Below are 25,699 nucleotides of genomic sequence, written 5' to 3'. Positions count from 1 at the left end.
CTATGCTCTCGTTCGTGTCGCTCCGCATCGACCAGGACCACTCGCGGTTCAAGAACATCGTCCGCGGCAAGATCCGGCAGAACCTGCGGCGCTACGTGTCGCAGGGAGAGCTGATGGGGAAGCAGGGGAAGGACGTCGTGTCCATCCCCATCCCGCAGATCGACATCCCGCGCTTCCGCTACTCCGATCGCCAGCAGGGCGGCGTCGGTCAGGGTGATGGTGATCCCGGCGATCCCGTGGGCGGCAGCGAGGGCGAGGGCGACGGCCAGGGCAAGGCGGGCCAGGACGCGGGCCAGCACGTCCTCGAGGTCGACGTCACGCTCGACGAGCTCGCCGACATCCTCGGCGAAGAGCTCGCGCTGCCGAACATCGAGAACCGCGGCAAGAGCAAGCTCGTCGATCAGAAGGATCGCTACGTCGGCGTGCGCCGCGTCGGTCCGAACTCGCTGCGTCACTTCAAGCGCACGTACAAGCAGGCGCTGAAGCGACAGATCTCGATGGGCACGTACAACCCGTCGCGCCCGATCGTGATCCCCACGCGCGACGACCTGCGCTTCCGCTCGTGGAAGACCGAGGAAGAGCCCGTCGCGAACGCGGTGATCCTCTACATGATGGACGTCTCCGGCTCGATGGGCGACGAGCAGAAGGAGATCGTCCGCATCGAGTCCTTCTGGATCGATGCGTGGCTCAAGAAGCAGTACAAGGGCCTCGAGACCCGCTACATCATCCACGACGCCGTCGCGCGCGAGGTCGATCGCGACACGTTCTTCCGCACGCGCGAGTCGGGCGGCACGATGATCTCGAGCGCATACAAGCTCGCCGCGCAGATCATCGACGCCGACTATCCCGCGAGCGAGTGGAACATCTATCCGTTCCACTTCTCCGACGGCGACAACTGGTCCGTCGACGACACGCTGCTCTGCATCGAGCTGCTCAAGACGAAGCTGCTGCCGGTGAGCAACGTGTTCTGCTACGGGCAGGTCGAGTCGCCCTACGGCTCGGGGCAGTTCATCAAGGATCTGCGCGAGCACCTCGGCAAGAACGACAGCGTGATCACCAGCGAGATCCGCGACCGCGACGCGATCATCGAGTCGATCAAGGAATTCCTCGGCAAGGGGAAGTGATCGGCGATCCCATCCTTCCGTGGGGTGTCCGTCGACGGGCACGGCCCGAGTTCGGTACCATCGACCGGCTCGATGGCGGATCTGATCCCGTTCGCGTTCGGCATGGGGGCAGCCGATCTCGTGCTGTTCTCGGTGTTCGGCGTCCTCTACCTGCGTGAGCGACGCGAGCACCTGAGGTGCTGGGCATGGGCGCACGCGCTCGACGGTGCGCGACACCTGCTCCTCGCGGTCGACCTCTCGGTCGGCGGCGCGGTCGCGCTCGAGCTCACGAGCACGATCCTGCAGACCGCAGGCGCGTGGTGGATGATGGACGGCGCGATGCGGTTCGCGGGGCGCCGCTCGCATCGCGCGTGGATCGCCGCGGCGCTGCTCGTCGGCGTGTCGGGCACGATCGCGCGCACGCTCTCGCTGCCGTTCGCGATCGTGCATCTGCCGACGTCGGCGTTCCTCGGCCTCGCGCGCGTCACCGGCGCGCTCGTGCTGCTGCGCGCCGAGGGCACGCGCACCGCGCGCACCATCACGTGCGTCGCGCTGCTGCTCTGGGGCCTGCACTCGTGGAACTACCCGTTCCTCCGCGAGGTGCGGTGGTTCGCGCCGTGGGGGTTCACGCTCGCGACGCTGCTCGCGACGTGCGTCGGCATCGGCATGCTCATGCTCCACCTCGAGCAGGCGCGCCGCGAGGAGCGCGCGAGCTCGGCGCGCTACCAAGAGCTGTTCGACGGTGCGGTCGAGGGCTTCTTCCGCACGAGCCCGCAAGGAAAGTTCGTCGCGGCGAACCCGGCGCTCGTGCGCATGCTCGGCTACGAGCGCGAGTCCGAGCTGCTCGCGCTCGATCTGATGCGCGACGTGTACGCGAACGCCGCGGATCGCGCGCGCATCCTCGCCCATCAGGACGGCGACATCGACACCGTGCGGCTCAAGCGCCGCGACGGCAGCACCATCGAGGTCGCGGTGCACGGCCGGCGCGTGCGCGATGGGAACGGGCAGGTGCGCTGGTTCGAGGGCTCGATGCGCGACGTGACCGAGGAGCAGCGGCTCCGCGAGGAGCTCGCGCAGGCGCAGCGCATGGAAGCGCTCGGGCGCATGGCGGGCGGCATCGCGCACGACTTCAACAACGTGCTCGGCGCGATCGTCGCCGCGACCGATCTCGCGCGACTGCGCGTCGATCGCGGGCAGCGGCCGATCGCGGAGCTCGACGACGTGCGCGACTCGGCGATGCGCGCCGCGGACCTCACGCGGCAGCTGCTCGCGCTCGCACGACGCCAGCCGCTGCATCGACGACCGCTCGATCTGCGCGACGCGGTGAGCGCGAGCGCGCGCGTGCTCGGTCGCGTGATCGGCGAGCGCGTCGAGGTCGAGGTCTCGCTCGGCGAGGAGCCGCTCGTGGTGCTCGCGGATCGCGGGCAGATCGATCAGGTGCTGATGAACCTCGCGCTCAACGCGCGCGACGCGATGCCCTCGGGCGGACGGCTGCGCATCGCGACGGAGTCGATCCAGATCGACGGATCGTCGTGGGCGCGGCTGACCGTCGAGGACACCGGCGTCGGCATGGACGACGCGACGCGCCGGCACATGTTCGATCCGTTCTTCACGACGAAGCGGCACGGCCAGGGCAGCGGGCTCGGGCTCGCGATGGTGTACGGCGCGGTGTCGCAGAGCGGCGGTCGCATCGACGTCGTGAGCGCGCCCGGCGAGGGCACGCGCATCGAGGTCGCGCTGCCTCTCGCGTCGACGCAGCACGCGGCCGATCCGGTCGAGATCTCCAGCGAAGCGCCGCGACGCAGGGCGCGCATCCTGCTGGTCGAGGACGAGCCCGCGCTGAGGCGCTCGGTCGAGGTCGCGCTGCGCGAGTCGGGGCACGAGGTGCGCGCCGCGATCCATGCCGCGGACGCGTTCGATCGCTGGGGTGAGTGGCCCTTCGATCTGCTCGTCACCGACGTCGTGATGCCCGGGCTCTCGGGCCCGGATCTCGCGCGTGCGGTGCGGCGTCGCGACCCGCTCTGTCCGGTGATCTTCGTGACCGGCTACGCGGCCGAGCCGATCGACGACGCGCTCTCGGAGCACGCCGAGCTGCTCACGAAGCCGTTCACGATGGAGTCGCTGCTGATCGCGGTCGCGCGAAGGCTCGAGACGCGCGACGCGGCGAGCGCGGCCGAGACCACATCGCACGTCACCACCGCCTGAGGCTCGGCGCACCCGCACTAGCCGAGCTTGCGGGGCCGATCGCTGGTGCTGAGGTACACTCGGCATACATGGCCAAGTACGCCCTCAACACGTCGACGCCTGCGTACCTCCGCGACATCCAGAAGCAGGTCGAAGAGTACGCGCGCGGCTACGGGCTGGACTTCTTCCCGACGATGTTCGAGGTCGTCTCGTACGACCAGATGAACGAGCTCGCGGCGTACGGCGGGTTCCCGGTGCGCTACCCGCACTGGCGCTTCGGCATGGAGTACGAGCAGCTCAGCAAGAGCTACGAGTACGGGCTGTCGAAGATCTACGAGATGGTGATCAACAACAACCCGTCGATCGCCTACCTGCTCGAGGGCAACTCGCTCGTCGATCAGAAGCTCGTGATGGCGCACGTCTTCGCGCACGTCGACTTCTTCAAGAACAACTACTACTTCCGCGCGACGAACCAGGGGATCGATCGCCAGACCGATCAGCCGATCCGGAAGTGGATCGACACGATGGCGAACCACGGCGCGACGATCCGCCGCTGGGCCGATCGCGTCGGCATCGAGAAGGTCGAGGAGTTCATCGACACCTGCTTGTCGCTGGAGAACCTCATCGACCCCGCGAAGCCGTTCGAGCCGCCGAAGCCGAAGGAGAAGAAGAAGGACTTCGAGTTCCTCGAGGAGGAGCCCGAGGAGGTCGCGAAGCTGCGCGTCGACAAGGACTACATGGAGGACTTCATCAATCCTCGTGAGTTCGTCGAGTCGCAGCAGAAGAAGATGGACGCCGAGAAGGAGAAGGCGAAGCGCGTCCCCGAGCGGCCCGACCGCGACGTGCTCGGCTTCCTCCTCGATCACGCGCCGCTCGAGCGATGGGAGCGCGACGTGCTCTGGGGCATCCGCGCCGAGGCCTACTACTTCTGGCCGCAGATGCAGACGAAGATCATGAACGAGGGCTGGGCCAGCTACTGGCACTCTCGATTGATGACCGAGAAGATCTGCGACGACGGCGAGATCATCGAGTACGCAGAGCGCAATGCGAGCGTGATGGAGACGGGCAATGGCCGTCTCAATCCGTACAAGCTCGGCGTCGAGCTCTATCGCCACGTGGAAGAGCGCTGGAACAAGGGCCAGTTCGGCAAGGAGTGGGAGGACTGCGACGATCTCGAGGCGCGTCGCTCCTGGAACCGCCGCACCGGGCTCGGGCGCAAGAAGATCTTCGAGGTGCGCTCGCTCTACAACGACGTGACGTTCATCGACGAGTTCCTCACGCCGGAGTTCGTCGCGGAGCAGAAGCTCTATTCGTTCGGCTACAACGCGCGCAACGATCGCTGGGAGATCGAGAGCCGCAAGTTCAAGGAAGTGAAGGAGAAGCTCCTCTTCCAGCTCACGAACGCCGGACAGCCCTTCATCCGCGTCGTGGACTCGAACCTCGGCAATCGCGGTGAGCTCCTGATGGAGCACGATCACCAGGGCATCGATCTGCGCCTCGACTGGGCGCGCGAGGTGCTGAAGTCGCTCGTGCGCGTGTGGCGTCGTCCGGTGGAGATCCACACGAAGGTCGAGAACAAGCCGACCTTGCTGCGCTTCGACGGCAAGGAGCACGTGCAGCGGCCGCTGCGTTGAGCCGCGCGCGGTGGGCGATCGCCGGCGCGATCGCGCTCTCGGTGCCGGCGATCGCGTACGCGTGGAACGTCTCGCGCAACGTGAGCGCGCGAGACCGGGCGACGCGGGCGTGCGAGCGCATCGAGTCGGCGCGCGCGGCGCGGTGGACGGTGCTCGAGGAGCCGGCGCGCGCGCTCTTCGAGGGCGACGTCGGTCTCGTGCGAGAGCTCTTCCTGACGATGGGCGACACGCCGTGCGCAGGGCTGCGCGATGCGCTCGCGTCGCCGTGGGCGTGGAACGCGGGGCGGACGTGGGACGACCCGCCGATGCCGAGCGAGCGGCTCGCGCGCATCGCGGCGGCGGCGGAGGGCGCACGCGCGCGATGTCCGGCGCTGATGGCATCGGCGCTGAGCGCGATCCCGGGTCAGGACGCGGCGGCGATCGACGCAGCCGCAGCGAGCGCGTGCGAGACGATGATGGCGGACTTCGACGCGTACGCTGCGGCGCCGCGCGAGGCGAGCGAGCCCACCGAGCTCTGGCAGTGGCCGGAGCGCCTCGAGAGCCTCGCCGCTGCGCTCGAGCTGACTCCGTGAAACGAAGAGAGCCGCCCGACGAACGTCGAGCGGCTCCTCCGAGCGTGGGGGTCGCGACTGCGATCAGCCCGGGCCCTCGATCACCGGCGGACGCGGCGGGACGAGGAAGTACACGATGCGCGAGTCGAGCGGCGAGCCGTCGCCACGCACCGTGAGGCGCGCGCGGAAGACCTGCGGCGTGAGCGTCGGCATGACGGTGTCGTTCTGGCGCGGGACCACGTCCCAGCACACGCGCGTGCCCGGCGTGACCGACGGGAACGTGTCGTGGACGCCGTCGCCCGCCGGGTTCGCGTCCTCCGTCGGAACGGCGGTGCACGTCGCGCCGGTCGTGTTCGTCTCGAGACGCTCGATGAACTGCAGCGCGTCACCCGCGTCGTCGGGCTCGTCGGCCGCCTCGATCGTCACGCGCAGCGGGACGCCCTCGACGATCTCGTTGATCGCGTTGGTGACGACGGTGTCGATGCCGGTGCCGTCGGCGTTCGCGTTGAACACGAGAGGCATGCCGCTGCTGTTCAGCGAGCCCGACGCGTTCGCGAGCTCGATCATGTCGCCTCGTGCGGCCGATGCGCTCGCCACGCCGATGAAGGTCACGCCGCGGTCGCGCAGGGCGGTGCCCGCCTGTGTCGCGGTCACGTCCCCATCGCTGTCCTCGTCACTGAAGGCGACCAGGATGCGCACGGCATCGGCGCGGTAGCCCGCGCACCCGATGAGCCCGGCGATCGGCGAGCAGCCCATCTCGGGCATCGGCGATCCGACGGGATCGACGGCCGCCCACACCGCGCCGAAGAGCGGCTCGGTGCCGCCGTCCTCCGGGATCAGCGTGATGCCCGCGCTGGTCGTCGCAGGGTTCTCCTGCAGGCTCGTGCGGTTGATCAGCAGGTTGCCCGAGCCCTGGGCCTGGCCGTACTGACCCGCGCCGGTCCAGACGCTGAGGATGCACGAGCTCGTCGCGGGATCTTCGATGCAGGTGGTCGTGAACGGGCTGCAGATGTTGCCCGCGCCGCACTCCGCGTCGCGCGTGCACGGCGTGCCGGTGTCGGTGCACGTCAGGTTCGACATGATCGTGCCGACGCCCGCCGCGAGGTTGGCCTGCTCCTCGCCCATCGAGCCCGACGCGTCGAACAGGAAGTAGACGTCGGCGAACTGGATGCTCGTGCGGAACGAGAGCGTGTCGCGCGTCGGATCGGGCGGCATCATGTAGGGGACGACGAACACGAAGTCGCCTCGCGTGCGCGGGCTGTCCGTCATCAGCAGCGGGTTGGTGCCCGCGGCGATCTCGATCAGATCGCTGATGCCGTCGCCGTCGCTGTCGGCCGCGTTCGGACGCGTGCCGTGCATCGTCGCCTCGTCGCGATCGCTGATGCCGTCCGCGTCGGCGTCGGGATCGCGGAAGTCGTCGGTGCCGTCCTCGTCGGTGTCGACCGGCGGGGTGACGAGATCGGTGTCGCCCGCCTCGATGCTGTCGGGGATCGAGTCCTCGTCGGAGTCGCCGTCGAAGAAGTCCGGCGTGCCGTCGCCGTCGGTGTCGGCGTCGCCTTCCTGCCCGTCGAGGATCGTGTCGTTGTCCGCGTCGGGGTCGTGGTAGTCGGGCGTCCCGTCGCCGTCGTGGTCGCCCGGCGGCAGCGCGCCGCGCAGCTCGCGCGCGTCGGCGAGGTTGTCGCCGTCGTCGTCCATGTCGGCGTGGTTCGGACGGCCGTCGCCGTCGACGTCGCCGGGCGCCTCGTCGAGGTCGGGGATCCCGTTGTTGTCGGAGTCGTCGTCGATGAAGTCGGGGCGCGTGTCGCTGTCCGTGTCGCGCGGCGGCGTGCGCGGGTCGGTGTCGCCGGCCTCGTCGCGATCGAAGATGCCGTCGCCGTCGCTGTCGTCGTCGCGGAAGTCGGGCGTCCCGTCGGAGTCGCTGTCGCGGTTCGTGGCGCGATCTTCGTCGGCGTCGGAGATGCCGTCTCCGTCTTCGTCGGCGGCAGGAGCGCCGTCACCGACGCTGCCATCGCGCCGGCGATCCGGCGTTGGGTCGTCGCAGGCGCTGAGCGTGCAGAGCGAGAGCGCGATCGACAGGGTGAAGAGAAGACGGCGAACGGCGTACGGCATGCCCGCGAGACTACCATCGCCAACCGGCGTTCGATCAATCCCGGACGGACGCTCGCGAGGCCTTTTTCGCAAGATCGCACCGAGGGTCCAGGCCGGTCGCCCGGACCCTCGGAGCTCGCCGATCACATCGACAGGCCGCCGTCGACGTCGATGCAGTAGCCGTTGAAGTAGTCGCACTCGATCGAGAACTTCACGGCCCTCCAGAGATCCTCGGGCTCGCCGATGCGGCCGACCGGGATCGACGCGACGAGCGCCTCGCGCGCCTTCGGGTTCATGCCGCGCGTCATCGGCGTCTCGACCATGCCCGGCGCGATCGCGACCGCGCGGATGCCGAACGGCGCGAACTCGCGGCACCACGTCACCGCGTTGGCGGCGAGCGCGGCCTTCGCGCTCACGTAGTTGCTCTGCCCGCGGTTGCCGTGGCGCGCGACCGACGACATCGAGATCACGACGCCCGGGCGCTGATCGCGGCGCACCATCTCGGCGACCGTCTCGCGCACCATCACCGTCGCGCCGGTCAGGTTGACCGCGATGACCGCGTTCCACTGATCGTCGGAGAGCGTGACGACCTCGCCGGTCGCCTTGTCCTTCTTCACGAGAAGGCCGTCGCGCAGGATGCCCGCGTTGTTGACGAGCACGTTCACGCCGCCCATCGCGTCGGCCGCCCACTTCACGAACGCGGCGCAGTCCTTCGTGTCGCTCACGTCGAGGCGGCGGCGGTGGATGCCCGGCGGCAGCTCCGCGAGCGCCTGCTCGTTCACGTCGCCGGCCGCGACCTGCGCGCCCGCCTCCGCGAGACGCTTCGCGAAGTGCGCGCCCATGCCCTGCGCGCCACCGGTGACGATCGCCTTGACGTCCTTGAGCTCCATCTCGGTCTCCTCGTTTGGGGCGCGCATCGTATCGCCGCACGTCGATCGAGCGCGCGCGTCGCGTGAAGATCCACACGCCGTCGGCGCCGCGATCTACGATCTCGCGATCGCATGACGTACGGCGCGCCGCGCTTCGATCGCCCCATCGACGTCGACGAGCACGTCCGCGCCCTGCCGCACGGCGCGTCGTGCAAGGGGCTCTTCTTCAACGATCCGATCGCGCGACTGCGACGCGTCGATCCGCGCCACCCGATCCTCGCGTCGAGCGAGATCGCGGGGCGCCGCTACGTGCCGTTCTTCGACTATCCGTATGCCGACTTCATGCGCCTGATCGTCGCGACCGCGCGCGCGGTGTATCCGTCGGCGCCGCTCGGTGAAGGGCTGCGGCGGCTCGGCGGCGCGGGCTATCAGGCGCTGCTCGAGAGCCAGGTCGGCAAGGTGCTCTTCGGCGTGTTCGGCTCGAGCTTCTCGCAGGTCGCGCGCGTCGGCGCGCGCGGATGGGCGGTGTCGGTGAGCTTCGGTCGCGTGGAGCTCGAAGACGTCGGCGAGCGACACATCCGCTATCACTTCCGCGATCTGCCGGCGTTCCTCGAGACCTATCAGGTCGGCGCGGTCGAAGGAGCAATGCGCGCGTGTGGCGTCGAGGGCGAGGTGCGCGTGGACCTGCGCGACCTCGGCGACGCCAGCTTCGACGTGCAGTGGGCCGCGCGCTGACCGCACGCTGCGTCGTGCCGCGCGTGCCCCGGCGCGTGATGTCGCAAGTTTTCTCGACGTTTTCCTGGTGACGAACACCCGTGGGATGGCGCGCGCGCTGCACTGCGGGTGGGGCCATGAAGATCACGTTCGTCCTTCCGGTGTTCGATCTCTCGGGCGGCGTGCGCGTCGTCGCGCAGTACGCGCAACGGCTCCACGAGCGCGGGCACGAGGTGCTCGTGGTCGGGTGCCCGCCGGGCTCGCCCTCGTTGCGCACGCGGCTCCGCAGCTGGGCGCGCGGACGCGGCGCGGGACCGCATCCCACGCGGGGAGCGTCGCACCTCGACGAGCTCGACGTGCCGCGCCGACTGCTCGATCGCGCGAGGCCGGTGCGCGCATCCGATCTGCCCGATGCCGACGTCGTGGTCGCGACGTGGTGGGAGACGGCGGAGTGGGTCGCCGCGCTGCCGCCGCGCAAGGGCGTGAAGGTGCACTTCGTCCAGAACGACGAGGCGCACCCCGGCTGGCTCGCGCCTTCGCAGCGAGCGCGCGCGGCGAGCGCGATGCGGCTGCCGCTCGCGAAGATCACGATCTCGCGATCGCTCGATCGCATGCTGCGCGAGGCGCACGGCGCGACCGACGTGGAGGTCGTGCCCAACGCGGTCGAGCTCGACGTCTTCCACGCGCGGCCGCGCGGCAAGCAGGCGCGACCGACCGTCGGCCTGCTCTACTCCGACAACCCGCTGAAGGGCGTCGACGTGAGCCTGCGCGCGCTCGATCTCGTGAAGCGCGCGCTGCCCGATCTGCAGGTCGTCGCGTTCGGCGTGCACGCGCCCGTCGCCGAGCTGCCGCTGCCGCCGGGCACGCGCTTCGAGGAGCGGCCGCCGCAGCACGTGATCCGCGCGCTCTACGCGTCGTGCGACGTGTGGATGTGCGGCTCTCGCTGCGAGGGCTATCACCTGCCGCCGCTCGAGGCGATGGCGTGCCGGGTGCCCGTGGTGTCGACGCGCGTGGGCGGGCCCGACGACAACGTGATCGACGGCGAGAACGGGTACCTCGTGGCCATCGAGGACGCGGAGGCGCTCGCGGGCCGCACGATCGGAGTGCTCTGCGCGAGCCCCGAGCTGTGGCGCGAGATGTCGGACGCGGCGCACCGCACCGCGACGTCGTGGACCTACGCCGACGCGACGCGCGCGTTCGAGCTCGCGCTCGAGCGGTGCATCCTGCGCTCGCCCGTGCGCGCGCTGCACCGCCCTGCCCCGCCGCGCGTCACGCGCATCGCGAGCGAGCTCGCCATGCGCGTCCGCGCCGCGATGGGCGCGTGATCACGTCACGGCGCGAGCGAGTGGCGTGCTCGCACCTGCTGCAGCACGAGCACGAGCGGGCCTTCGAGGGCGAGCGGTCCGTGCACCGTCCCGCCCTCCTCGCGCGCGCCGCTCGTGTCGAGCGCGACGAACCACTCGTCGCTCGCGAGCGCGCGCGGGAGCCGCAGCTCGATCGGCCCGCGCTGCGCGCAGAAGAACACGTAGAACGAGTCGCCCACGAGCGGCGCGCCGCTCGCGTCGCGCGCGCCGATCGCGAGCCCGTCGAGGTGCATGCCGAGGCTGCGCACGTGCGACGTCGTCCAGTCGTGCTCGCCCATCGGCGCGCCGTCGTGGCGGTACCACGCGACGTCTCCGTCGCCACGGAAGAACGTGTGGCGACGGAACACCGGATGCGCGCGGCGCAGCGCGATGAGCGAGCGCGCGTGCTCGAGCAGCGCGCGGTCGCGCCCGCTCCAGTCGACCCAGCTCGTCTCGTCGTCGAGGCAGTACGCGTTGTTGTTGCCGAGCTGGGTGCGGCCCATCTCGTCGCCCGCGAGCAGCAGCGGCACGCCCTGCGAGAGGAAGATCGTCGCGAGGAAGTTGCGCTGCTGGCGCGCGCGCAGCGCGTTCACCTTCGGGTCGTCGGTCGGGCCCTCGACGCCGTGGTTGTCGCTGCGGTTGTCGTTGCTCCCGTCGCGGTTCTCCTCGCCGTTGCGCTCGTTGTGCTTGCGCTCGTAGCTCACGAGATCGCGCAGCGTGAAGCCGTCGTGCGCGGTCACGAAGTTCACGCTCGCGAACGGCCGACGGCCATTGTTCGCGTAGAGATCGGCGCTGCCCGCGAGCCGCGTCGCGAGCTCGCCCACGCTGCCCGGATCGCCGCGCCAGAAGCGTCGCGTCGCGTCGCGGTACTTGCCGTTCCACTCGCTCCAGTGCGGAGGGAAGCGCCCGACGTGATAGCCGTCCCAGCCGATGTCCCACGGCTCCGCGATCAGCTTCACGCGGCTGACGATCGGGTCCTGCTGCACGACGTCGAGGAACGACGAGAGCCCCGCGGCACCGTGCTCTCCGCGCGCGAGCGCGGCCGCGAGATCGAAGCGGAACCCGTCGACGTGGAACTCCTCCACCCAGTGGCGCAGCGAGTCCATGATCAGCTGGAGCACGTGCGGCTGCGTCGCGTCGAGCGTGTTGCCGCAGCCGGTGAAGTCCTGGTAGCGGCTCGGGTTCTGCGGATCCAAGCGGTAGTACGACGCGTTGTCGAAGCCGCGGAAGCACAGCGTCGGGCCGCGGTGATCGCCCTCGCCGGTGTGGTTGTAGACGACGTCGAGGAGCACCTCGATCCGCGCCTCGTGCAGCGCCTTGATCGCGCTCTTGAGCTCGCTGATCGGATCCGCACCGCGTCGTGCGTAGCCCGCGTGCGGCGCGAAGTAGCCGATCGTGTTGTAGCCCCAGTAGTTCACGAGCCCGCGGCGCACGAGGTGCGGCTCGCTCGCGAACGTGTGGATCGGCATGAGCTCGACGCTCGTCACGCCGAGGCGCACGAGGTGATCGATCGCCGCCGGATGCGCGAGGCCCGCGTAGGTGCCGCGGAGCGCGGGCGGGATCGCGGGGTGCCGCGCGGTGAACCCCTTCACGTGCAGCTCGTAGAGCACGGTGTCGTGCCACGGCACGCGCGGCGGGCGATCGTGGCCCCAGTCGAAGAACGGATGGGTCACGACCGAGCGCGGCACGAAGGGCGCGCTGTCGCGATCGTCGCGCGCGTTCTCGTCGTGCTCGCGATGTCCGAGCGTCTCGGTCGCGGCGGCGACCGCGCCGACGATCGACTTCGCGTACGGATCGAGCAGCAGCTTCTGCGGGTTGCAGCGATGGCCGCGTGCCGGATCCCAAGGGCCGTGGACGCGATAGCCGTAGCGCGTGCCCGGGCCCACGTCGGGCAGGAAGCAGTGCCAGCGATAGCCGGTCCGCTCGAGCATCTCGACGCGCCGCTCGCGCCCGGCGTCGTCGAACAAGCACAGCTCGACGCGCTCCGCCACGTCGGAGAACACGCAGAAGTTCGTGCCGGTGCCGTCCCACGTCGCACCGAGCGGCTCGGGCTCGCCGGGACGGCTCTCGGCAGGTGCGGAGTGGCGCCGCGCGTCGTTCATCGCGGCGCGATCGTACGGAGAGCAGGGCTCCGTGTCGCGTTCGTTCGCCGCGCCCCGCGCGATCGGGCGGGGGGCGGGGCCGCGAGCCGGTCACATCGAGCACACCGCGGGCGACGCGAGCGTCACGTCGGCGATCGTGGCGCTGCCCGCCGATGCGGCGAGGCGCGGCGTGGGGAAGGCGGGCCACGGCGTGTCGAGCGCGATCGTCGTGCCCGCCGACAGGTACGCGGGCTCGGCGCTGCACGGCCCTGCGTCGAGCGCGCGATCGTCGAGATGCACCACGAGGCCGCTCGCGTGCTCGCCGCCGCTCGGCGCGTAGGTGACGCCGACCGCGACGAGCTCACCGCTCGCCGACACCGCGCCCGCGGTGAGCCACTGCGAGCCCGCGTCGCTCGAGTAGGTCCGCTGCCACGTCACGTTGCCCGCCGCGTTCAGCCCGAGGATCCATCCGCGCCAGCGCGACGCGTCGCCGAACGCGCTGGTGCGACCGAAGACGACGTACCCGCCGTCGATCGCGACCACGTCGAAGCCCTCGCTCGCGCCCGCGCCGCCGAACGTGCGCTGCCATCGGATCGTCCCGTCCTCCGCGACCGACATCGCCCAGATGCGGCGGCGCTGGTTGCCGAACCGCAGGCTCGCGGTGCCGACCGCGACGACACCGCCGTCGTGCGCCGGGACGATCGCGCGGAGCAGGTTCGCCTCGTCCGTCGCGTTCTGGTTCTCGTGGATGCGCCACACGTCGCGCCCGTCCGCCGCGACGCGCGCGAGGTCGGCGTAGTACGCGCCGAAGGTGTCGGTGCGCGTCTGGCCTGCGACCACGACGCTCCCGTCGCCGAGCCGCAGCGCGTCGAAGGGCGCGCCGCCGCCCGCACCACGCTGCGCGACGATCGCGCCGCTTCCGTCGATCGTCGTCACGACGATCCGCTCGCCCTCGTCGGCGAGGGCGAGCCCGGAGATCAGGTACCGATCACCGCCGACCGCGCGGATCGACGCAGCGTCGTAGCTGTAGGCGGCCGATGCGATCGCGCGCTGCCATCGCACGGTGCCGTCGCGCGCGAGGCGCACCACGAACGCGGCCCACAGGCGCGGCCCGAAGCTGTGGGTCCGCCCGGCGGCGATCAGCTCTCCGTCGTCGGTGAGCGCGACCGACGTGAAGCGATCCGCGCTCGCGCCTCCGAGGGTGCGTGCCCAGAGCACGGTTCCATCGCTGTCGATGCGCGCGGCGATCGCCTCGTCACCGCCGGCGCCGTACACCGGGGACTCGCCCACGGCGACGAAGCTGCCGTCGTCGAGCAGCGCGACGTCGCGGAAGAAGTGCGCCCCGCCGAGGCCATAGCCGCGCGCCCACGACGTCGGCGTCGGCGGGCCCGCGTCGGGCGAGGACGCATCGTGCCCGGCATCGGTCGCCGGAAGCGCGGCATCGAGCTCCGTTCCTGCGTCGTCGGCGAGCGCCGCGTCGATCGGATCGCCCGCGTCGGGATCGGTCGCAGCGTCGTCCGCGACCACGCCGGCGTCGTGATCGGCTGCGGCGTCGGGATCGGTCGAGGCGTCGGGGTCGACGACGCCCGCATCGGGATCGACGATCCCGCCGCCGTCGGGGTCGGCGGATGTCGCGTCACACGCGGTGAGCACGAGGACCGTGAGGGCGAACGCTCGAGACGCGCGGGTCGGCACGGGCGCGATCGTGCGCGGGCGGGAGCGCGTACACCCGCCGATGGCGTGAGATGCGGATCCGATGTCGTGCTCGATGGTCGGCGGAGGTGCGCGTGCACGACGTCCGCGGACGTGGGATCTAGACACGCGATGCGCCAGACGCTCCGGGCTGGATCCTTCGAGGCGCGCGTCGAGAAGCGCGCGTCGTACCTGCTGATCGTCGAAGGCGACGACGACATCACGGCCGCGCAGATGCGCGAGTACCTCGACGCCGTCGATCGCGCCGCCGAGCGCGCCGGGACCAAGAACGTGATGTTCGACGCGCGGGGCAACCACGGTCCGTACGTCGCCGACGTGCACGCCGAGCGCTGGGAGTTCCTCACGGTGCGCACGAAGCTCGAGCGCGTCGCGGTGCTGCTGCCCCGCGAGCTCGACGTGTCGCGGGTCAACATGACGGCGATCGCGAAGCGCGGGAAGGCACGCGTGCGCGCCTTCGCCGACGAGGCCGCCGCCGAGAAGTGGCTCTCGAGCGGCTGACGCGTCCTCGGAGCGCGTTCCGCGCTACATCGCGCGGATGACGAGCCCTCCGAAGAAGCGCAGCCGCGCGCTGCCACTCTTGATCGTCCTCGGCCTCGCGGCCGCGTGCATCCCGTGCACCGGCGTGATCGCGGCGGTCGCGATCCCGTCGTTCATCTCGTACGTGCGTCGCTCGAAGACGAGCGAGGCCCACGCGAACGTCGCGCTGCTCGCGCGCGCGGTCGCGGCGGCGTACGAGGACGCGCAGCCGCGCGCGCTGCCGCCCGCGCTCTCGTCGATGCCGGGCGTGCCGGGGCCCGAGCGACGGGTGTGGCCCGCGGACGCCGAGCCCGGCTGGGCCGAGCTCGGTTTCGCGCCGCCGCCGGTCTACTACGCGTACGAGTACCAGCCGGATCTCGACGGCCGCGGGTTCGTGGTGCGAGCGCGCGGCGACCTCGACGGCGACGGCGTGCAGTCCACGTTCGAGATCCGCGGCACGGTGGACCCGACCTCGGGCTCGATCGTCCTCGCGCCGATCACGGTGATCGACGAGCTCGAGTGATCACGCCGCGATCGGGTGCTCGCGGTACCACGCGACGACGTCGCGCGCGGTCTCGTCGAAGCTCCGGAAGCGCACGCCGAGGTCGCGCTCGGCGCGCGCCGAGCTCACGAGGTGTCCGTCGCGCATCGTCTTCACGCCGACGCGCGTGATCGTCACCGAGCGCCCGCTGACGCGCGACCAGAGCTCGGCGAGGGTCGCGTAGATCATCAAGAACCAGAACGGGATGCGCACCCGCGGCGCGGCGACGCCGCTCGCGCGCTCGAGCGACACGACGATCTGCGCGAGCGTGAGCGGTCGACCGCCGACGATGTAGCGCGCGCCGTGCGCGCCGCGCTGCGCTGCCGCGACGGTCGCGCTCGCCACGTCACGCGCGTCGACGACCGAGGTGCCTCCGGGCGGCACGCCGGGAAGGCGCCGCGCGAGGAAGTCGAGCGCGAGCCGCCCTGCGTTGGTCGGGCCCGCATCGCCCGGGCCCCACATCCAGCCGGGCAGGATCTCGATCACGCGCATGCCGCTCACCGGCGTGAACGCGCGGATCTTCGCGTCGCCCTCGACCTTGCTGCGGAAGTAGAGGTTCTCGTGCGCGATCGCGGGCGGCGGAGTGTCCTCGTCTCCCGGTGAGCCGTCGGGCTTCTGGCCGATCGTGCCGCTCGAGCTCGTGTGCACGAAGCGCGCGACGCCGCGCGCGTCCGCTTCGCGCATGAGCGCGAGCGTCGCCTTCACGTTCACGTCCTCCAGCAGCGTCGCGTGATCGCCGGGCTGGTAGTACTCGCGGAAGTACGCCGCGGTGTGCACGACCGCGTCGCAGCCGTCGAGCTCGTGCGCGAACGCGGCGACGTCGCGCACGTCGCCGACGACCCAGCGCGCGCCGGTCGCGCCGATCATGCGCCGCGCCTTGGTGTCGGAGCGCACGAGGCCGATCACCTCGTGCCCCGCCTCGCGCAGCTGGTGCACCACGTGGTGCCCGAGGAGCCCGGTCGCGCCCGTGACGAAGACCTTCATCGCATCTGCCTCCTGGAATCCGAACGATCCTTCGGATATGAAGATGTGAAGGATCCTTCGGTTTCACCATTCGCATTCGGGCAGGAGCACGAGATGACCGCGATCACGCCGAGAAAACGGCCCGTGCAGGCCCGGTCGAAGGCGACCGTCGAGGCGATCCTCGAGGCGAGCGCTCGGGTTCTCGTCGCGGGCGGCTACGCGGAGCTCACGACGACGCGCGTGGCCGCGGCGGCAGGCGTGGGGATCGGCACGCTGTACCAGTACTTCCCGTCGAAGGAGGCGCTGGTCGTCGCGCTGCTCGAGCGGAGCATGGGTGATCTCGAGCGCGCGATCGCTGCCGCGATGAGCGCGCTCGAGGAGCCGGCGCTCGACGACACGATCGAAGCGATGATCGACGGCCTGCTCGCGGCGAAGCGCGCGCGGCCGGAGCTGAAGGCCGCGCTGCGACGGCAGCTCCCGAAGGTCGAGGGCGAAGCGCTGGTGCGCACGACGATGCGGAAGCTGCAGTCGCTGGTGCGCGGCGCGCTCGACGCGCACGCGGAGGAGCTGCCGGGCGTCGATCGCGAGCTCGCGGCGGCGGTGCTCACCACCGCGGTGGAGGGCGCGGTGTCGTCGGCGCTCGACTTCGCGCCGCGCCTGCTGAAGTCGCGCGAGTTCCGCGACGCGCTGGTCGATCTCGTGCGCGGCTATCTCAAAGAGGCGATGAAGAAGGCGAAGAAGCGCGCGCGCTGACGTCCGGTCGACACGCTCGGTGCGGAGGCGTTCGACGCCGAAGCGCGGCTATCCTCTGCGCGCATGCGCGCTCTCCTCTTCCTCGCGCTGCTCGCGCTCCTCACGAGCTGCGGCGCTCGCACCACCACGATGACGACACCTCCGCCCGAGCCGACTTCCACTCCACCGACCACCGAGACCGCGGGCCCGCCGCGTCCCGAGGACGTGCCGCGAGTCGGCTCGGTGCACGTCGGCCTCGCCGGCGCGAGCGAGCCCGACGTCGTTCGGTATCTGCTCGTGCGCACCGCGTACGCGGGCCGCCTCGCGCCCGACGGATCCTGGCTCTCGTTCCGCAGCTCGATCACGGGCGAGCCGCAGCTCTGGACCGTCGACGCCGACGGCGGATGGCCCGAGCAGCGCACGTTCGGACAGTCGGTCACGTTCCACGCCGTGTCGCCCGCGGGCGACTGGATCGCGTACGGCACCGATCGCGCGGGCAACGAGCGCGAGGGGTTCTATCTCGTGCGCCCCGACGGGACGCACGAGCGCGAGCTGCTCCCGCCCAGCGAGTCGTTCCGCGCGTTCGGCGGCTTCTCGCGCGACGGATCGAAGATCGCGTACGCCACGACCGACGGCTCGAGCGATCGCTTCGCGATCCGGGTGGTCGACCTCGCGAGCGGCGCCGATCGCGAGGTGCACGCGGGCGGCGTGGGCTACTACGTCGCGGCGTGGCGGCCCGACGGTGGCGCGCTGGTGATCGGCGAGATCCGCGGCGAGGACGCGAACGATCTGCACCAGCTCGATCTCGCGACGGGCGAGCTCACGACGCTCTTCGCGCCGCGCGAGGAGCCCTCGACGTACCAGTCGATCGAGTGGCTGCCCGACTCGAGCGGGTTCTATCTCGTGAGCGATCAGGGGCGCGACTTCGCAGCGCTCGCGTTCGTCGATGCGCGGACGCGCGCGCTCTCGTTCGTCGAGACGCCGTCGCACGACGTCGAGCAGGTCGCGCTCTCGCACGACGGGCGCGTGCTGGCGTGGACCGAGAACACCGGCGGGCGCTCGACGCTGCAGGTGCGCGATCGCCGCACGAGCCGCGCGATCCCGATTCCTCCGGATCTCCCGCCCGGTACCTACCGCATCGCCTTCGCGGAGCACGCGGACGTGATGTCGATCGACGTCTCGAGCCCGCGCGTGCCCGGCGACGTGTGGATCTGGGATCTGCGCGACCGCTCGCTCCGGCGCGCCACGCGCTCGACGCTCGCGGGGATCGACGCGACGACGCTCGTCGAGCCGGAGCACGTCGACCTGCCGGCGCGCGACGGCGAGACGATCCACGGATTGCTCTATCTGCCGCCCGGGGAGCGCAGCGCGCCGCCGCCGGTGCTGCTGAACGTGCACGGAGGACCGACCGCACAGGCGCGTCCGTCGTTCTCCGCGGTGCAGCAATATCTACTGGCGCGCGGAATCGCGATCTTCGACCTCAATTTCCGCGGCTCGACCGGGTACGGGAAGCGCTATGCGCGACTCGACAACCAGCGACTGCGCCCGAACGCGGTGAACGACATGGCCGACACGCTCGACTGGCTCGCTCGCAGCGGCCGTGTCGACGCGTCACGCGCCGCGGTCATGGGCGGGAGCTACGGCGGATTCATGACGTTCGCAGCGCTGGTGCACTTCCCCGATCGATTCCGCGCCGGCGTCTCGTTCGTCGGAGTCAGCGACTGGGTCACTGCGCTCGAGGGTGCCAGTCCGCAATTGCGCGCTTCGGATCGATTGGAGTACGGCGACATCGACGATCCGGGAGATCGCGAGTTCTTCGTGCAGCTCTCGCCGATCACGCACATCGCGCGGATGCGCGCGCCCCTGCTCGTCGAGCACGGCGCGAACGATCCACGCGATCCGGTGAGCGAGTCCGACCGCTTCGTGCGCGCGGCGCGCGCCCAGGACGTCGAGGTCGAGTACCTGCGCTTCCCCGACGAGGGCCACGGCGTGCGCCAGCTGCGCAATCGAGTGCACATGTATCGGCAGATCGCCGCGTTCCTCGAGCGGCACCTCCGCTGATTCAGAACGTCCCGAACACGCTCGCGCCGACGGTCTGGCCGCTGGTGCTCGACGTCGACGTCGAGAGCAGCGGCGCCACCGCCCACGTCACGTCGGGCGCCTCGCGGTGCCCGGCGTGCTGCTCGCCTCGCTCGGGCACGAGCGCGAGCGGCACCAGATATCCGACGAGGAACCCCGTGAGCGCGCCGACGAGCACGTCGGACAGATAGTGTCGATCGGAGAGCACGCGCAGCATGCCCGTCGTCGTGGCCATCGCGACCGAGACCGCGCACGACGCACCGTCCGCCACGTCGTCGTCGTAGAGCCCGCGCGATGCGTGCATCGCGCACGAGAAGCCCGCCGACGTGAACGCGACGCCGGTGTGCAGGCTGTAGAACGACTGGTACGTGTCCTGACCGTCGGTGCATCCCGGTCGCGACGGATCGTCCGCGCACTCGCGCGAGTACGGTCGCGCGCGCCCCGCGCCCAGCTTGATCACCTGTCCGACGCTCAGCGTGAGCCCGAGCGCGAGCGCGTACGCGGCGCTCGCCTGCCACGCGAGATCGGGATCGCCCTGGACGAGCGGCACCAGCGTGGCGTCGATCGCCGCAGCCTGGAAGACGGTCGCCATCAGCGAGACGTCGCTGATCACGCGCGCGATCTCTTGCGCGTCGACGGCGCTCAGCCGGAACGCACCGCGGAATGGCTCGTCGAGGAGCACGCCGCCGCGCCAGGACCCCGCGACCATGCGCTGCTCGATCGTCGGCGTGAAGAGGAAGAGCCGCACGCCCGAGCCGAGCGTCACGAGGCTCCCGGTGAGCGCCGAGCTCGAGTGCGGGACGACGGGCGTGCGTCGTGTGTCGACCGATTGTGCGGACGCGACGCGATGCGACAGCGCGACGCCCACGACCGCGAGCGAGACCAGGACCAGCCTTCCCCTCACGCGCCCTCCCACCGTTTCGACATACGCGCGCTCGCGCGTCTGGCGAGAGCGATCGTCGGCGATGACGAGCCAAGCTAAGGCGCGAGCGCGGACGCGCCAGCCCCGAGCGCATGCGGGATCACACGTGCGGAGCACACGAGCGCGCGCCGGTCCCGTGTGTACCTGCGCGCGCTCTTCCGGCGCTCAGAGGATGTCGTCCTCGGTGCCAGGCCGACCATCGGCGCCGATCGAGCGCACCCGGACGTCGTCGCCGTCGCACTCGATCAGGAGCTCGTGGTCCCAGGGATCGCGCGCGCGGCTCGGCGCGTTGATCACGCCGGCCTCGATCAGATCGCTCGTGGTCGGGCACCGGTCCGCGTGCCCGCTCGCGAGGTAGAGCAGGGCCGCGCTCTGCATCGTCGCTGCGTCGGCGCGCGCCTGCCTCTCGCGCGAGTCGCGGGCCGCGGGCAGCACCGCGAGGCCGACCGCGGTCGCGATCATCGCCATGATGATCACGACGATCATCACCTCGACCAGCGTCATGCCGGCGCGCTTCCGCCGCGCCGCTCTCTTCCTCGAGCGCATCGATTCCTCCTCGGCTCGCGTCGACGGGAACGCGAGCGCGACGAGGCGCAGAGCACGCGAGATGCCACGCGAATTCGCGCGTTTCTCGCGCGATCGCGTCACTGCGCATGACATCGTGACGAGGGCCGCGCGCGGTCGCGCGACCCGCTGTCACTCCGCGACGATCAGTCCGGGCAGACGCCCGCCGCCGGGCACGCGCCCGTCGCGCAGCGGTTCTGCACGCCCGCGGGATCGCACGTCGCGCCCGCGTCGAGCACCGGGCGCAGCGTGACCTGGAGCGCGTGCGGCGCGGTGCCGCTGCCGATGCCGCCGAACATCTCGACCATCAGGAAGTACGTTCCGCCCGCCAGGTCGCGCTCTTCGAGCGCGCTCTGGACGTTCGACATCGCGATGTCGTCGTTGCACGCGAGCTCGCTGCCCGAGTCCGGGCACACCGAGCGCAGCGCGAGGATCGTGTCGGTGCTCCCGGTGCCGGCGAGATCGGTCGTCGCGATCAGGTCGAACGTGCCCTCGGGCACCACGACCGAGTACGCGCGCTCCGCGCCCTGGCTGCCGGTGCCGACCGCGCAGCCCTGCTCGTAGTGGCCGTATCCGGCGCCGGTCGTGCCGGTGACGGTCGCCGTCGTCGCGGTCGTCGTCGGCGCCTCGATCGCGATCGCCGTCGCGTTCGTGCACACCGCCGCCGCGGCGCCGGTCACGGTGCACGTGCCGTCGCCGCCGCACGTCATCGGGAGGCGGCACACGCGCTCGTCGTCGCACGCCTCGCCTAGGCCCACGAGCACGGCCTCCTCGACCTCCACCTCGAGCGGCGCGCTCGTCGCGAAGGCCGCGTCGAACGCGCGCAGCACCACGCGGCTCACCATCGCCGAGCGCATGAACGCGGCGAGCGTCACCTCGTTGCCGAGCACGCGCGCCCGCCCGTCGTATGCGTCCGTCGTCGGACGCTCGTCGAAGAACACGGGGAACACGTCGCCGTCCATCGTGGCTGCGCCGTCGCCGTAGATGTCGAGGAGCTCGCCGGACGGCCCGAGGAAGTTCATCGCGACGCCGACCGCATCGCCGTCCACGTCCTCGCCCGTCGCGCCGATCAGCACGTCGGCGTTGGCCAGCCGCACGAAGCCCGCGGTCAGCGTGGGCGCGGTGTCGGCGCGCGCCGTGATCTCGAGCTGCACGACGCCGCGATCGACGGTGCCCTGCTCGGCCGGCGGCGAGCTGTAGCCGGTCACGATGACGTACACGACCTCGCCGCCCATCGCGGTGAACGCGCCGCGGCTGCGGAACTCGATGGGGTCGACATCGTCGAAGCACGTCGGAGGGAAGATGCCCTGCGGCACGTCCTCACACGTGCGCCGCACCTGCAGGACCGTGTTGAACGTGTCGGACGTGCCCGCGAGCGTGTCGAGCTGGATCGCGACGAGGCCCGAGCCCGGCACGCGCAGCTCGACGACCTCTTGCGGTGCCCAGCGCAGCTCGGCGGCGGTGTTGCCACAGCTCAGCCCGAGGTCGCGCGGTCGCTCCTCGGTCATCGCCGTGTCGAAAGTCACACTCATCGGCGTGTCGAGGACCGGTTCGACGAGCGTCGTCGTCGCGCACGAGAGCGGCGGACCAGCGTCGGCGATCCCACCCGCGTCTCCGTCGGATCCCCCGTCGGGCCTTGGGTTCTCTTCACATCCAGCGATGACGAGCGACAGGGCGAGCACGGATGAGCAAGCGAGGCCGCGATGCATGGCGCGTCTGGATAGCAGAGCAACGCATCGAGCGACACACCTTTGACTTGAGCGTTGCCGACGCGAATGCTCGGCGCCTCGATGAGCCGATCTCGATTCTTCGTCGCACTTCACTTCGTGCTCCTCTGCATCGCCTGCAGCGATGGTGACCCCGTCGTCGACGACGCCGGAACCGACGCGCTCGCCCCGAGCGAGCTGTTCGGACCATGCGTCGACGACTCGCAGTGCCCGGGCGAAGGCGCGGTCTGCCGGCGTGACGAGGACGGTTTCCCGGGCGGGCATTGCTCGGTCCCGTGCGACGACCGCACGCCCTGCGATGCGTTCGGGTCGTACCACCACTGCGTGCGCCGCGAGGGCGAGACGCAGTCGTTCTGCGAGCAGCGATGCCGCAACGGGCTCGACTGCGGGCGCGAGGCCTACACGTGCGAGGGCGAGCTCCCGCCGTCGGGCGGCGTGTGCGTCGGCGTGTGCGCGAGCGACACCGAGTGCAGCGAGGGCTACGTGTGCGACCGCCACAGCGCGCGCTGCGTGCCCGCCGGCACGAGCGAGCCGACCGGCGCCGTCGTCGGCGAGCCGTGCGCGAACAACGACGAGTGTCGCAGCCAGGCGTGCCTACGCGAGGCGAACGGCGGGACGCCGAGCGGCTTCGTCGGCGGCGCGTGCATCGGTCGCTGCATCCTGCCGGCCGGCTACAGCAGCAACTTCTTCTTCTCGGGCCCGGTCCTGCCGCGCGCGGGCTGCGCGGGCGAGACCGACGTGTGCTTCCCCGACGGGAGCCTGACCGAGGGTGATCTCGGCATCTGCCTCGACGGCTGCAGCTCGCCCGCCGACTGCCGCGAGGGCTACACGTGCCGGCAGCAGTTCCAGACCGCGAGCTCGACCGCGTCGTTCGACAACGGCGTGTGTCTGCCGATCGACTGCACGCGCACCGCGTGCCCGACCGGCTATCAGTGTCGCCAAGTGACCCGCAGCGACGGCAGCGTCAGCAACGTCTGCGGCCGCTGAGCTCAGGAGACCCTCGATGCGCACCGTTCGTTTCCTCATCTCGATCGCGCTCCTCGTCGCTCCGCTCGCGGGCTGCGGCTCGAACGACCCGGGCGGTCCCGACGCCGGCTCGACCACCGCGGACTCGGGCGACCCGGCCCAGTGCGCGCCGCCCGAGGGCCCGTACGGCACGAGCGAGGGGCGCACGCTGCGCCCGTTCACGCTCAACCGCTGCGACGGCACGCCCTTCGAGTTCTACGGCGCGGACGAGGGCTACTGTGATGCCTCGCTCACCGTTTTGACGATCGCGGCCGGTTGGTGCCAACCGTGTCACATGGAAGCCGCGCTCATCCAGGCGAACATCGCGGAGGCGTATGCCGACCGCGGCGTCCGCGTCGTCCAGGTCCTGATCCAGGATCCCGGGCCCGCGCCGCCGACGCCGGAGTACTGCCAGCAGTGGGTCGAGAACTACGGGATCACGTTCCCCGAGCTCACCGATCCGAACCAGCTGACGCAGATCTACTTCCCCGACAACGCGCTGCCCGCGACGCTGATCGTCGACTCGAACGGCGTCATCGTGCACCACGAGGTCGGCGTCTCGAACGAGCTCGAGACGATCACGGCCGCGCTCGATCGACTGCTCGGCGAGTGACGCGCCTCCGCGCCGCGCGTGCGATCCAGGGCGGCCTCGCCCTGGCATTCGCAGCTTTCGCGTTGGTCTCGCCGGCGCCAGCACACGCCGACGACCTCTCGTTCGAGCTGCCGTTCATCGGGACGACGACGTTCTCGATGACCAGCACGACGACGCTGCGTTATCGCGGCAACAACTACGACTTCAATCGCTACGACGACGACTTCGGCTCGCTCTACCAGCGCTTCGATCTCGCGCTCCAGAGCGACGAGCTGCGGCTCGAGGTCCGGCTCGACGCGTTCCTGCCGACGACGATCTTCGAGGACACGCGGTGCCCGCCCGGCGACGAAGTGCTCTGCTACGTCACGTGGGACGTGCGGCCCGAGCGCATCGCGCTGCGCTGGGAGCACGACGAGTGGCTCGTCGAGGCCGGTGACTCGCAGCTCGTGCTCGGACGCGGCATCGCGCTCGCGTTCCGGAAGGTCGATCTCCTGGCGGTCGACAACGCGCTGCGCGGCGGGCACGTGCGCTACGACGGGACGAACGTCGACGCGCGGCTGCACGTCGGCCTCGCGAACCCGCAGAACCAGGATCCGATCACGCTCGGGATCGTCGCGGAGCCCGAGGATCTGATCATCGCGGGCGAGGTCGAGCTCACGATCCCGGGCGACGTGCCGCTGACGATCGGCCTGCACGGCGATCGCGTGTGGTTCATGGACGACCCGCTCGTCGCGTTCGAACACCGCACGGTCGACGTCGCGGGCTGGAGCTTCGAAGCGCCCGCGCTGCTCGACGGACGTCTCGCGGTCTACGGCGAGGCGAACGGGCTGCGCCGCACGTACACGTTCGACGGGCGCGACGAGCAGGAGTTCGGTCGCGCCGTGTACGCGAGCGCGCAGGTGCAGGGCGACGAGCTCACCGTGCTCGTCGAGTGGGCGGACTACGAGAACTACCTCGTCGCGCCGAGCACCACCGAGGCCCAGGCCTCGCGCATCTACAGCGCGGCGCCGACGCTCGAGTACGAGGGCCCGCAGCTGCTGCGCGGCGTCGGCAACCGGCGCGGTGGCGCGGTGCGCATCGACTACGCGTTCCTGCCGGGGCCCTGGAGCTTCTCGGTCAACGAAGCGCTCTACGGGTTCGGCGAGCACGGCCGCGATCCGTGGGACGGCACGTTGGTCAGCCACACGTGGGGCTCGCTCGCGCGGCGCCAGGAGTTCGGCGACGAGTACGTGTGGTCGACGAACGTGGTGCTCGGGTATCGCCACGAGCAGTTCCTCCACGATGCCGACGCGAGCTCGGCGCAGATCGGCGTGGGCTCGCTCGATCGCCGCATGGTGCACGGGCAGGTCGAGGTGACCGTCGGCAGCGGCGAGCACTCGTTCGACGTGTCGGTCGATCATCGCGTCGAGACGTGGTTCCTCGGGTTCGACGACTACCGCGACTTCCAGGTCGGCGGCGCGTCGATCACGTACTCGTGGGGCGTCCCGCTCGCGCTCACCGTCGCGCTGCGCTGGAGCGACTTCCGGCTCGACGAGCTGATGCGTCGCGAGCAGCCGGAGTACTCGTACAACGTGCTCGGCGGCGCCTGGTACCCGTCGCTCGAGGCGCGGTGGAGCTTCGACCCCGGGACGTTCCTGAAGGCGTTCGTGGGTCAGACGCCGGGCGGTCAGATCTGCTCGGGTGGCGTGTGCCGCACGGTCCCGGCGTTCGAGGGATTCATGCTGCAGTTCGTCGGTCGTCTGTGACGGATCGCGTGAAGTGCGGGCCTCGCGCTCGCG

The 25,699-nt window shown here is 70.8% G+C and carries 21 protein-coding genes; 13 read left to right on the top strand and 8 right to left on the bottom strand.

Annotated elements, in window-relative coordinates; all coding sequences use genetic code 11:
* The first annotated feature begins 14 nt into the window (after nt 1–14).
* The 4 genes from DB32_RS04720 to DB32_RS04705 all read left to right on the top strand — a co-directional run bounded on the left by DB32_RS04720 (nt 15) and on the right by DB32_RS04705 (nt 5,493).
* Complete coding sequence (locus tag DB32_RS04720) at nt 15–1,124, top strand: DUF444 family protein (protein ID WP_053238681.1); 1,110 nt, start codon at nt 15–17, stop codon at nt 1,122–1,124.
* Nucleotides 1,125–1,196: 72 nt separating this feature from the next.
* Nucleotides 1,197–3,308, top strand: a complete 2,112-nt coding sequence (locus DB32_RS04715; protein ID WP_053231224.1) for an ATP-binding protein — start codon at nt 1,197–1,199, stop codon at nt 3,306–3,308.
* Between the two features lie 68 nt (nt 3,309–3,376).
* Nucleotides 3,377–4,921, top strand: coding sequence for a SpoVR family protein (locus tag DB32_RS04710; protein ID WP_053231223.1), 1,545 nt, complete (start codon nt 3,377–3,379; stop codon nt 4,919–4,921).
* On the top strand, nt 4,918–5,493 hold the full coding sequence (locus DB32_RS04705) for a hypothetical protein (protein WP_053231222.1): 576 nt from the start codon (nt 4,918–4,920) through the stop codon (nt 5,491–5,493). Before DB32_RS04710 ends, DB32_RS04705 begins: the two co-directional genes overlap by 4 nt.
* A gap of 63 nt (nt 5,494–5,556) precedes the next feature.
* On the opposite strand, the gene DB32_RS04700 is transcribed toward DB32_RS04705, so the two are convergent.
* Both DB32_RS04700 and DB32_RS04695 read right to left on the bottom strand, forming a co-directional pair.
* Nucleotides 5,557–7,581, bottom strand: a complete 2,025-nt coding sequence (locus DB32_RS04700) for a hypothetical protein (protein WP_053231221.1) — start codon at nt 7,579–7,581, stop codon at nt 5,557–5,559.
* Between the two features lie 122 nt (nt 7,582–7,703).
* The gene (locus DB32_RS04695) at nt 7,704–8,450 is read right to left on the bottom strand and encodes an SDR family oxidoreductase (RefSeq protein WP_053238680.1); all 747 of its coding nucleotides are present in this window, start codon (nt 8,448–8,450) and stop codon (nt 7,704–7,706) included.
* Nucleotides 8,451–8,561: 111 nt separating this feature from the next.
* Between DB32_RS04695 and DB32_RS04690 the strand changes: the two genes are divergently transcribed.
* Nucleotides 8,562–9,164: a DUF2378 family protein gene (locus tag DB32_RS04690; protein WP_053231220.1), complete on the top strand. Its 603-nt coding sequence runs from the start codon at nt 8,562–8,564 to the stop codon at nt 9,162–9,164.
* Between the two features lie 116 nt (nt 9,165–9,280).
* Complete coding sequence (locus DB32_RS04685) at nt 9,281–10,468, top strand: glycosyltransferase family 4 protein (protein ID WP_053231219.1); 1,188 nt, start codon at nt 9,281–9,283, stop codon at nt 10,466–10,468.
* Nucleotides 10,469–10,473: 5 nt separating this feature from the next.
* Here DB32_RS04685 and glgX read toward each other — a convergent pair whose 3' ends face one another.
* The gene (gene glgX, locus DB32_RS04680) at nt 10,474–12,588 is read right to left on the bottom strand and encodes a glycogen debranching protein GlgX (RefSeq protein WP_053231218.1); all 2,115 of its coding nucleotides are present in this window, start codon (nt 12,586–12,588) and stop codon (nt 10,474–10,476) included.
* A gap of 90 nt (nt 12,589–12,678) precedes the next feature.
* Entirely contained in the window at nt 12,679–14,262 is a 1,584-nt protein-coding gene (locus tag DB32_RS04675) for a PQQ-binding-like beta-propeller repeat protein (RefSeq protein WP_053231217.1), read from the bottom strand.
* Between the two features lie 129 nt (nt 14,263–14,391).
* Here DB32_RS04675 and DB32_RS04670 point away from each other — a divergent pair, with 129 nt between their 5' ends.
* Nucleotides 14,392–14,778 (top strand): SpoIIAA family protein, encoded by a 387-nt coding sequence (locus DB32_RS04670; RefSeq protein WP_053231216.1) that lies wholly within the window; start codon nt 14,392–14,394, stop codon nt 14,776–14,778.
* Nucleotides 14,779–14,815: 37 nt separating this feature from the next.
* Entirely contained in the window at nt 14,816–15,319 is a 504-nt protein-coding gene (locus DB32_RS04665; protein ID WP_053231215.1) for a type IV pilin protein, read from the top strand.
* Here the strand turns inward: DB32_RS04665 and DB32_RS04660 are convergent, their stop codons facing one another.
* Nucleotides 15,320–16,321 (bottom strand): NAD-dependent epimerase/dehydratase family protein, encoded by a 1,002-nt coding sequence (locus DB32_RS04660; protein ID WP_053231214.1) that lies wholly within the window; start codon nt 16,319–16,321, stop codon nt 15,320–15,322. It lies immediately after the preceding gene.
* 93 nt (nt 16,322–16,414) lie between these two features.
* On the opposite strand from DB32_RS04660, the gene DB32_RS04655 reads away from it, so the two are divergent.
* Both DB32_RS04655 and DB32_RS04650 read left to right on the top strand, forming a co-directional pair.
* Nucleotides 16,415–17,053, top strand: a complete 639-nt coding sequence (locus DB32_RS04655) for a TetR/AcrR family transcriptional regulator (RefSeq protein WP_075097448.1) — start codon at nt 16,415–16,417, stop codon at nt 17,051–17,053.
* 63 nt (nt 17,054–17,116) lie between these two features.
* Nucleotides 17,117–19,093, top strand: a complete 1,977-nt coding sequence (locus DB32_RS04650) for a S9 family peptidase (protein ID WP_053231212.1) — start codon at nt 17,117–17,119, stop codon at nt 19,091–19,093.
* 1 nt (nt 19,094) lies between these two features.
* Here DB32_RS04650 and DB32_RS04645 read toward each other — a convergent pair whose 3' ends face one another.
* The 3 genes from DB32_RS04645 to DB32_RS04635 form a co-directional block, all read right to left on the bottom strand.
* Nucleotides 19,095–20,015, bottom strand: coding sequence for a phosphatase PAP2 family protein (locus DB32_RS04645; RefSeq protein ID WP_157068721.1), 921 nt, complete (start codon nt 20,013–20,015; stop codon nt 19,095–19,097).
* A 183-nt stretch (nt 20,016–20,198) separates the two neighbouring features.
* A complete protein-coding gene (locus DB32_RS04640; RefSeq protein ID WP_169791341.1) occupies nt 20,199–20,579 on the bottom strand; it encodes a type II secretion system protein in 381 nt (126 codons plus the stop codon).
* Nucleotides 20,580–20,743: 164 nt separating this feature from the next.
* On the bottom strand, nt 20,744–22,123 hold the full coding sequence (locus DB32_RS04635) for a hypothetical protein (protein ID WP_169791340.1): 1,380 nt from the start codon (nt 22,121–22,123) through the stop codon (nt 20,744–20,746).
* 264 nt (nt 22,124–22,387) lie between these two features.
* Here DB32_RS04635 and DB32_RS04630 point away from each other — a divergent pair, with 264 nt between their 5' ends.
* The 3 genes from DB32_RS04630 to DB32_RS04620 all read left to right on the top strand — a co-directional run bounded on the left by DB32_RS04630 (nt 22,388) and on the right by DB32_RS04620 (nt 25,666).
* On the top strand, nt 22,388–23,311 hold the full coding sequence (locus DB32_RS04630; RefSeq protein ID WP_157068719.1) for a hypothetical protein: 924 nt from the start codon (nt 22,388–22,390) through the stop codon (nt 23,309–23,311).
* A gap of 16 nt (nt 23,312–23,327) precedes the next feature.
* Complete coding sequence (locus DB32_RS04625) at nt 23,328–23,942, top strand: TlpA family protein disulfide reductase (protein ID WP_053231207.1); 615 nt, start codon at nt 23,328–23,330, stop codon at nt 23,940–23,942.
* A 137-nt stretch (nt 23,943–24,079) separates the two neighbouring features.
* Nucleotides 24,080–25,666, top strand: coding sequence for a porin family protein (locus tag DB32_RS04620; protein WP_157068718.1), 1,587 nt, complete (start codon nt 24,080–24,082; stop codon nt 25,664–25,666).
* The last annotated feature ends 33 nt before the right edge of the window (nt 25,667–25,699 follow it).

Source organism: Sandaracinus amylolyticus (assembly GCF_000737325.1).
GTDB classification, from domain to species: Bacteria; Myxococcota_A; Polyangia; order Polyangiales; family Sandaracinaceae; genus Sandaracinus; species Sandaracinus amylolyticus.
Note: the sequence above shows the minus strand (reverse complement) of the source record. Positions and strands in the feature narration are given on the sequence as shown.

Bases quoted from the DNA above. Each gene is read 5' to 3' on its own strand.
- DB32_RS04715 (WP_053231224.1), top strand. From the start codon at position 1,197: ATGGCGGATCTGATCCCGTTCGCGTTCGGCATGGGGGCAGCCGATCTC.
- DB32_RS04710 (WP_053231223.1), top strand. From the start codon at position 3,377: ATGGCCAAGTACGCCCTCAACACGTCGACGCCTGCGTACCTCCGCGAC.
- DB32_RS04700 (WP_053231221.1), bottom strand. From the start codon at position 7,581: ATGCCGTACGCCGTTCGCCGTCTTCTCTTCACCCTGTCGATCGCGCTC.
- DB32_RS04695 (WP_053238680.1), bottom strand. From the start codon at position 8,450: ATGGAGCTCAAGGACGTCAAGGCGATCGTCACCGGTGGCGCGCAGGGC.
- DB32_RS04690 (WP_053231220.1), top strand. From the start codon at position 8,562: ATGACGTACGGCGCGCCGCGCTTCGATCGCCCCATCGACGTCGACGAG.
- DB32_RS04685 (WP_053231219.1), top strand. From the start codon at position 9,281: ATGAAGATCACGTTCGTCCTTCCGGTGTTCGATCTCTCGGGCGGCGTG.
- glgX (WP_053231218.1), bottom strand. From the start codon at position 12,588: ATGAACGACGCGCGGCGCCACTCCGCACCTGCCGAGAGCCGTCCCGGC.
- DB32_RS04670 (WP_053231216.1), top strand. From the start codon at position 14,392: ATGCGCCAGACGCTCCGGGCTGGATCCTTCGAGGCGCGCGTCGAGAAG.
- DB32_RS04665 (WP_053231215.1), top strand. From the start codon at position 14,816: ATGACGAGCCCTCCGAAGAAGCGCAGCCGCGCGCTGCCACTCTTGATC.
- DB32_RS04660 (WP_053231214.1), bottom strand. From the start codon at position 16,321: ATGAAGGTCTTCGTCACGGGCGCGACCGGGCTCCTCGGGCACCACGTG.
- DB32_RS04655 (WP_075097448.1), top strand. From the start codon at position 16,415: ATGACCGCGATCACGCCGAGAAAACGGCCCGTGCAGGCCCGGTCGAAG.
- DB32_RS04650 (WP_053231212.1), top strand. From the start codon at position 17,117: ATGCGCGCTCTCCTCTTCCTCGCGCTGCTCGCGCTCCTCACGAGCTGC.
- DB32_RS04640 (WP_169791341.1), bottom strand. From the start codon at position 20,579: ATGCGCTCGAGGAAGAGAGCGGCGCGGCGGAAGCGCGCCGGCATGACG.
- DB32_RS04630 (WP_157068719.1), top strand. From the start codon at position 22,388: ATGAGCCGATCTCGATTCTTCGTCGCACTTCACTTCGTGCTCCTCTGC.
- DB32_RS04625 (WP_053231207.1), top strand. From the start codon at position 23,328: ATGCGCACCGTTCGTTTCCTCATCTCGATCGCGCTCCTCGTCGCTCCG.
- DB32_RS04620 (WP_157068718.1), top strand. From the start codon at position 24,080: ATGACCAGCACGACGACGCTGCGTTATCGCGGCAACAACTACGACTTC.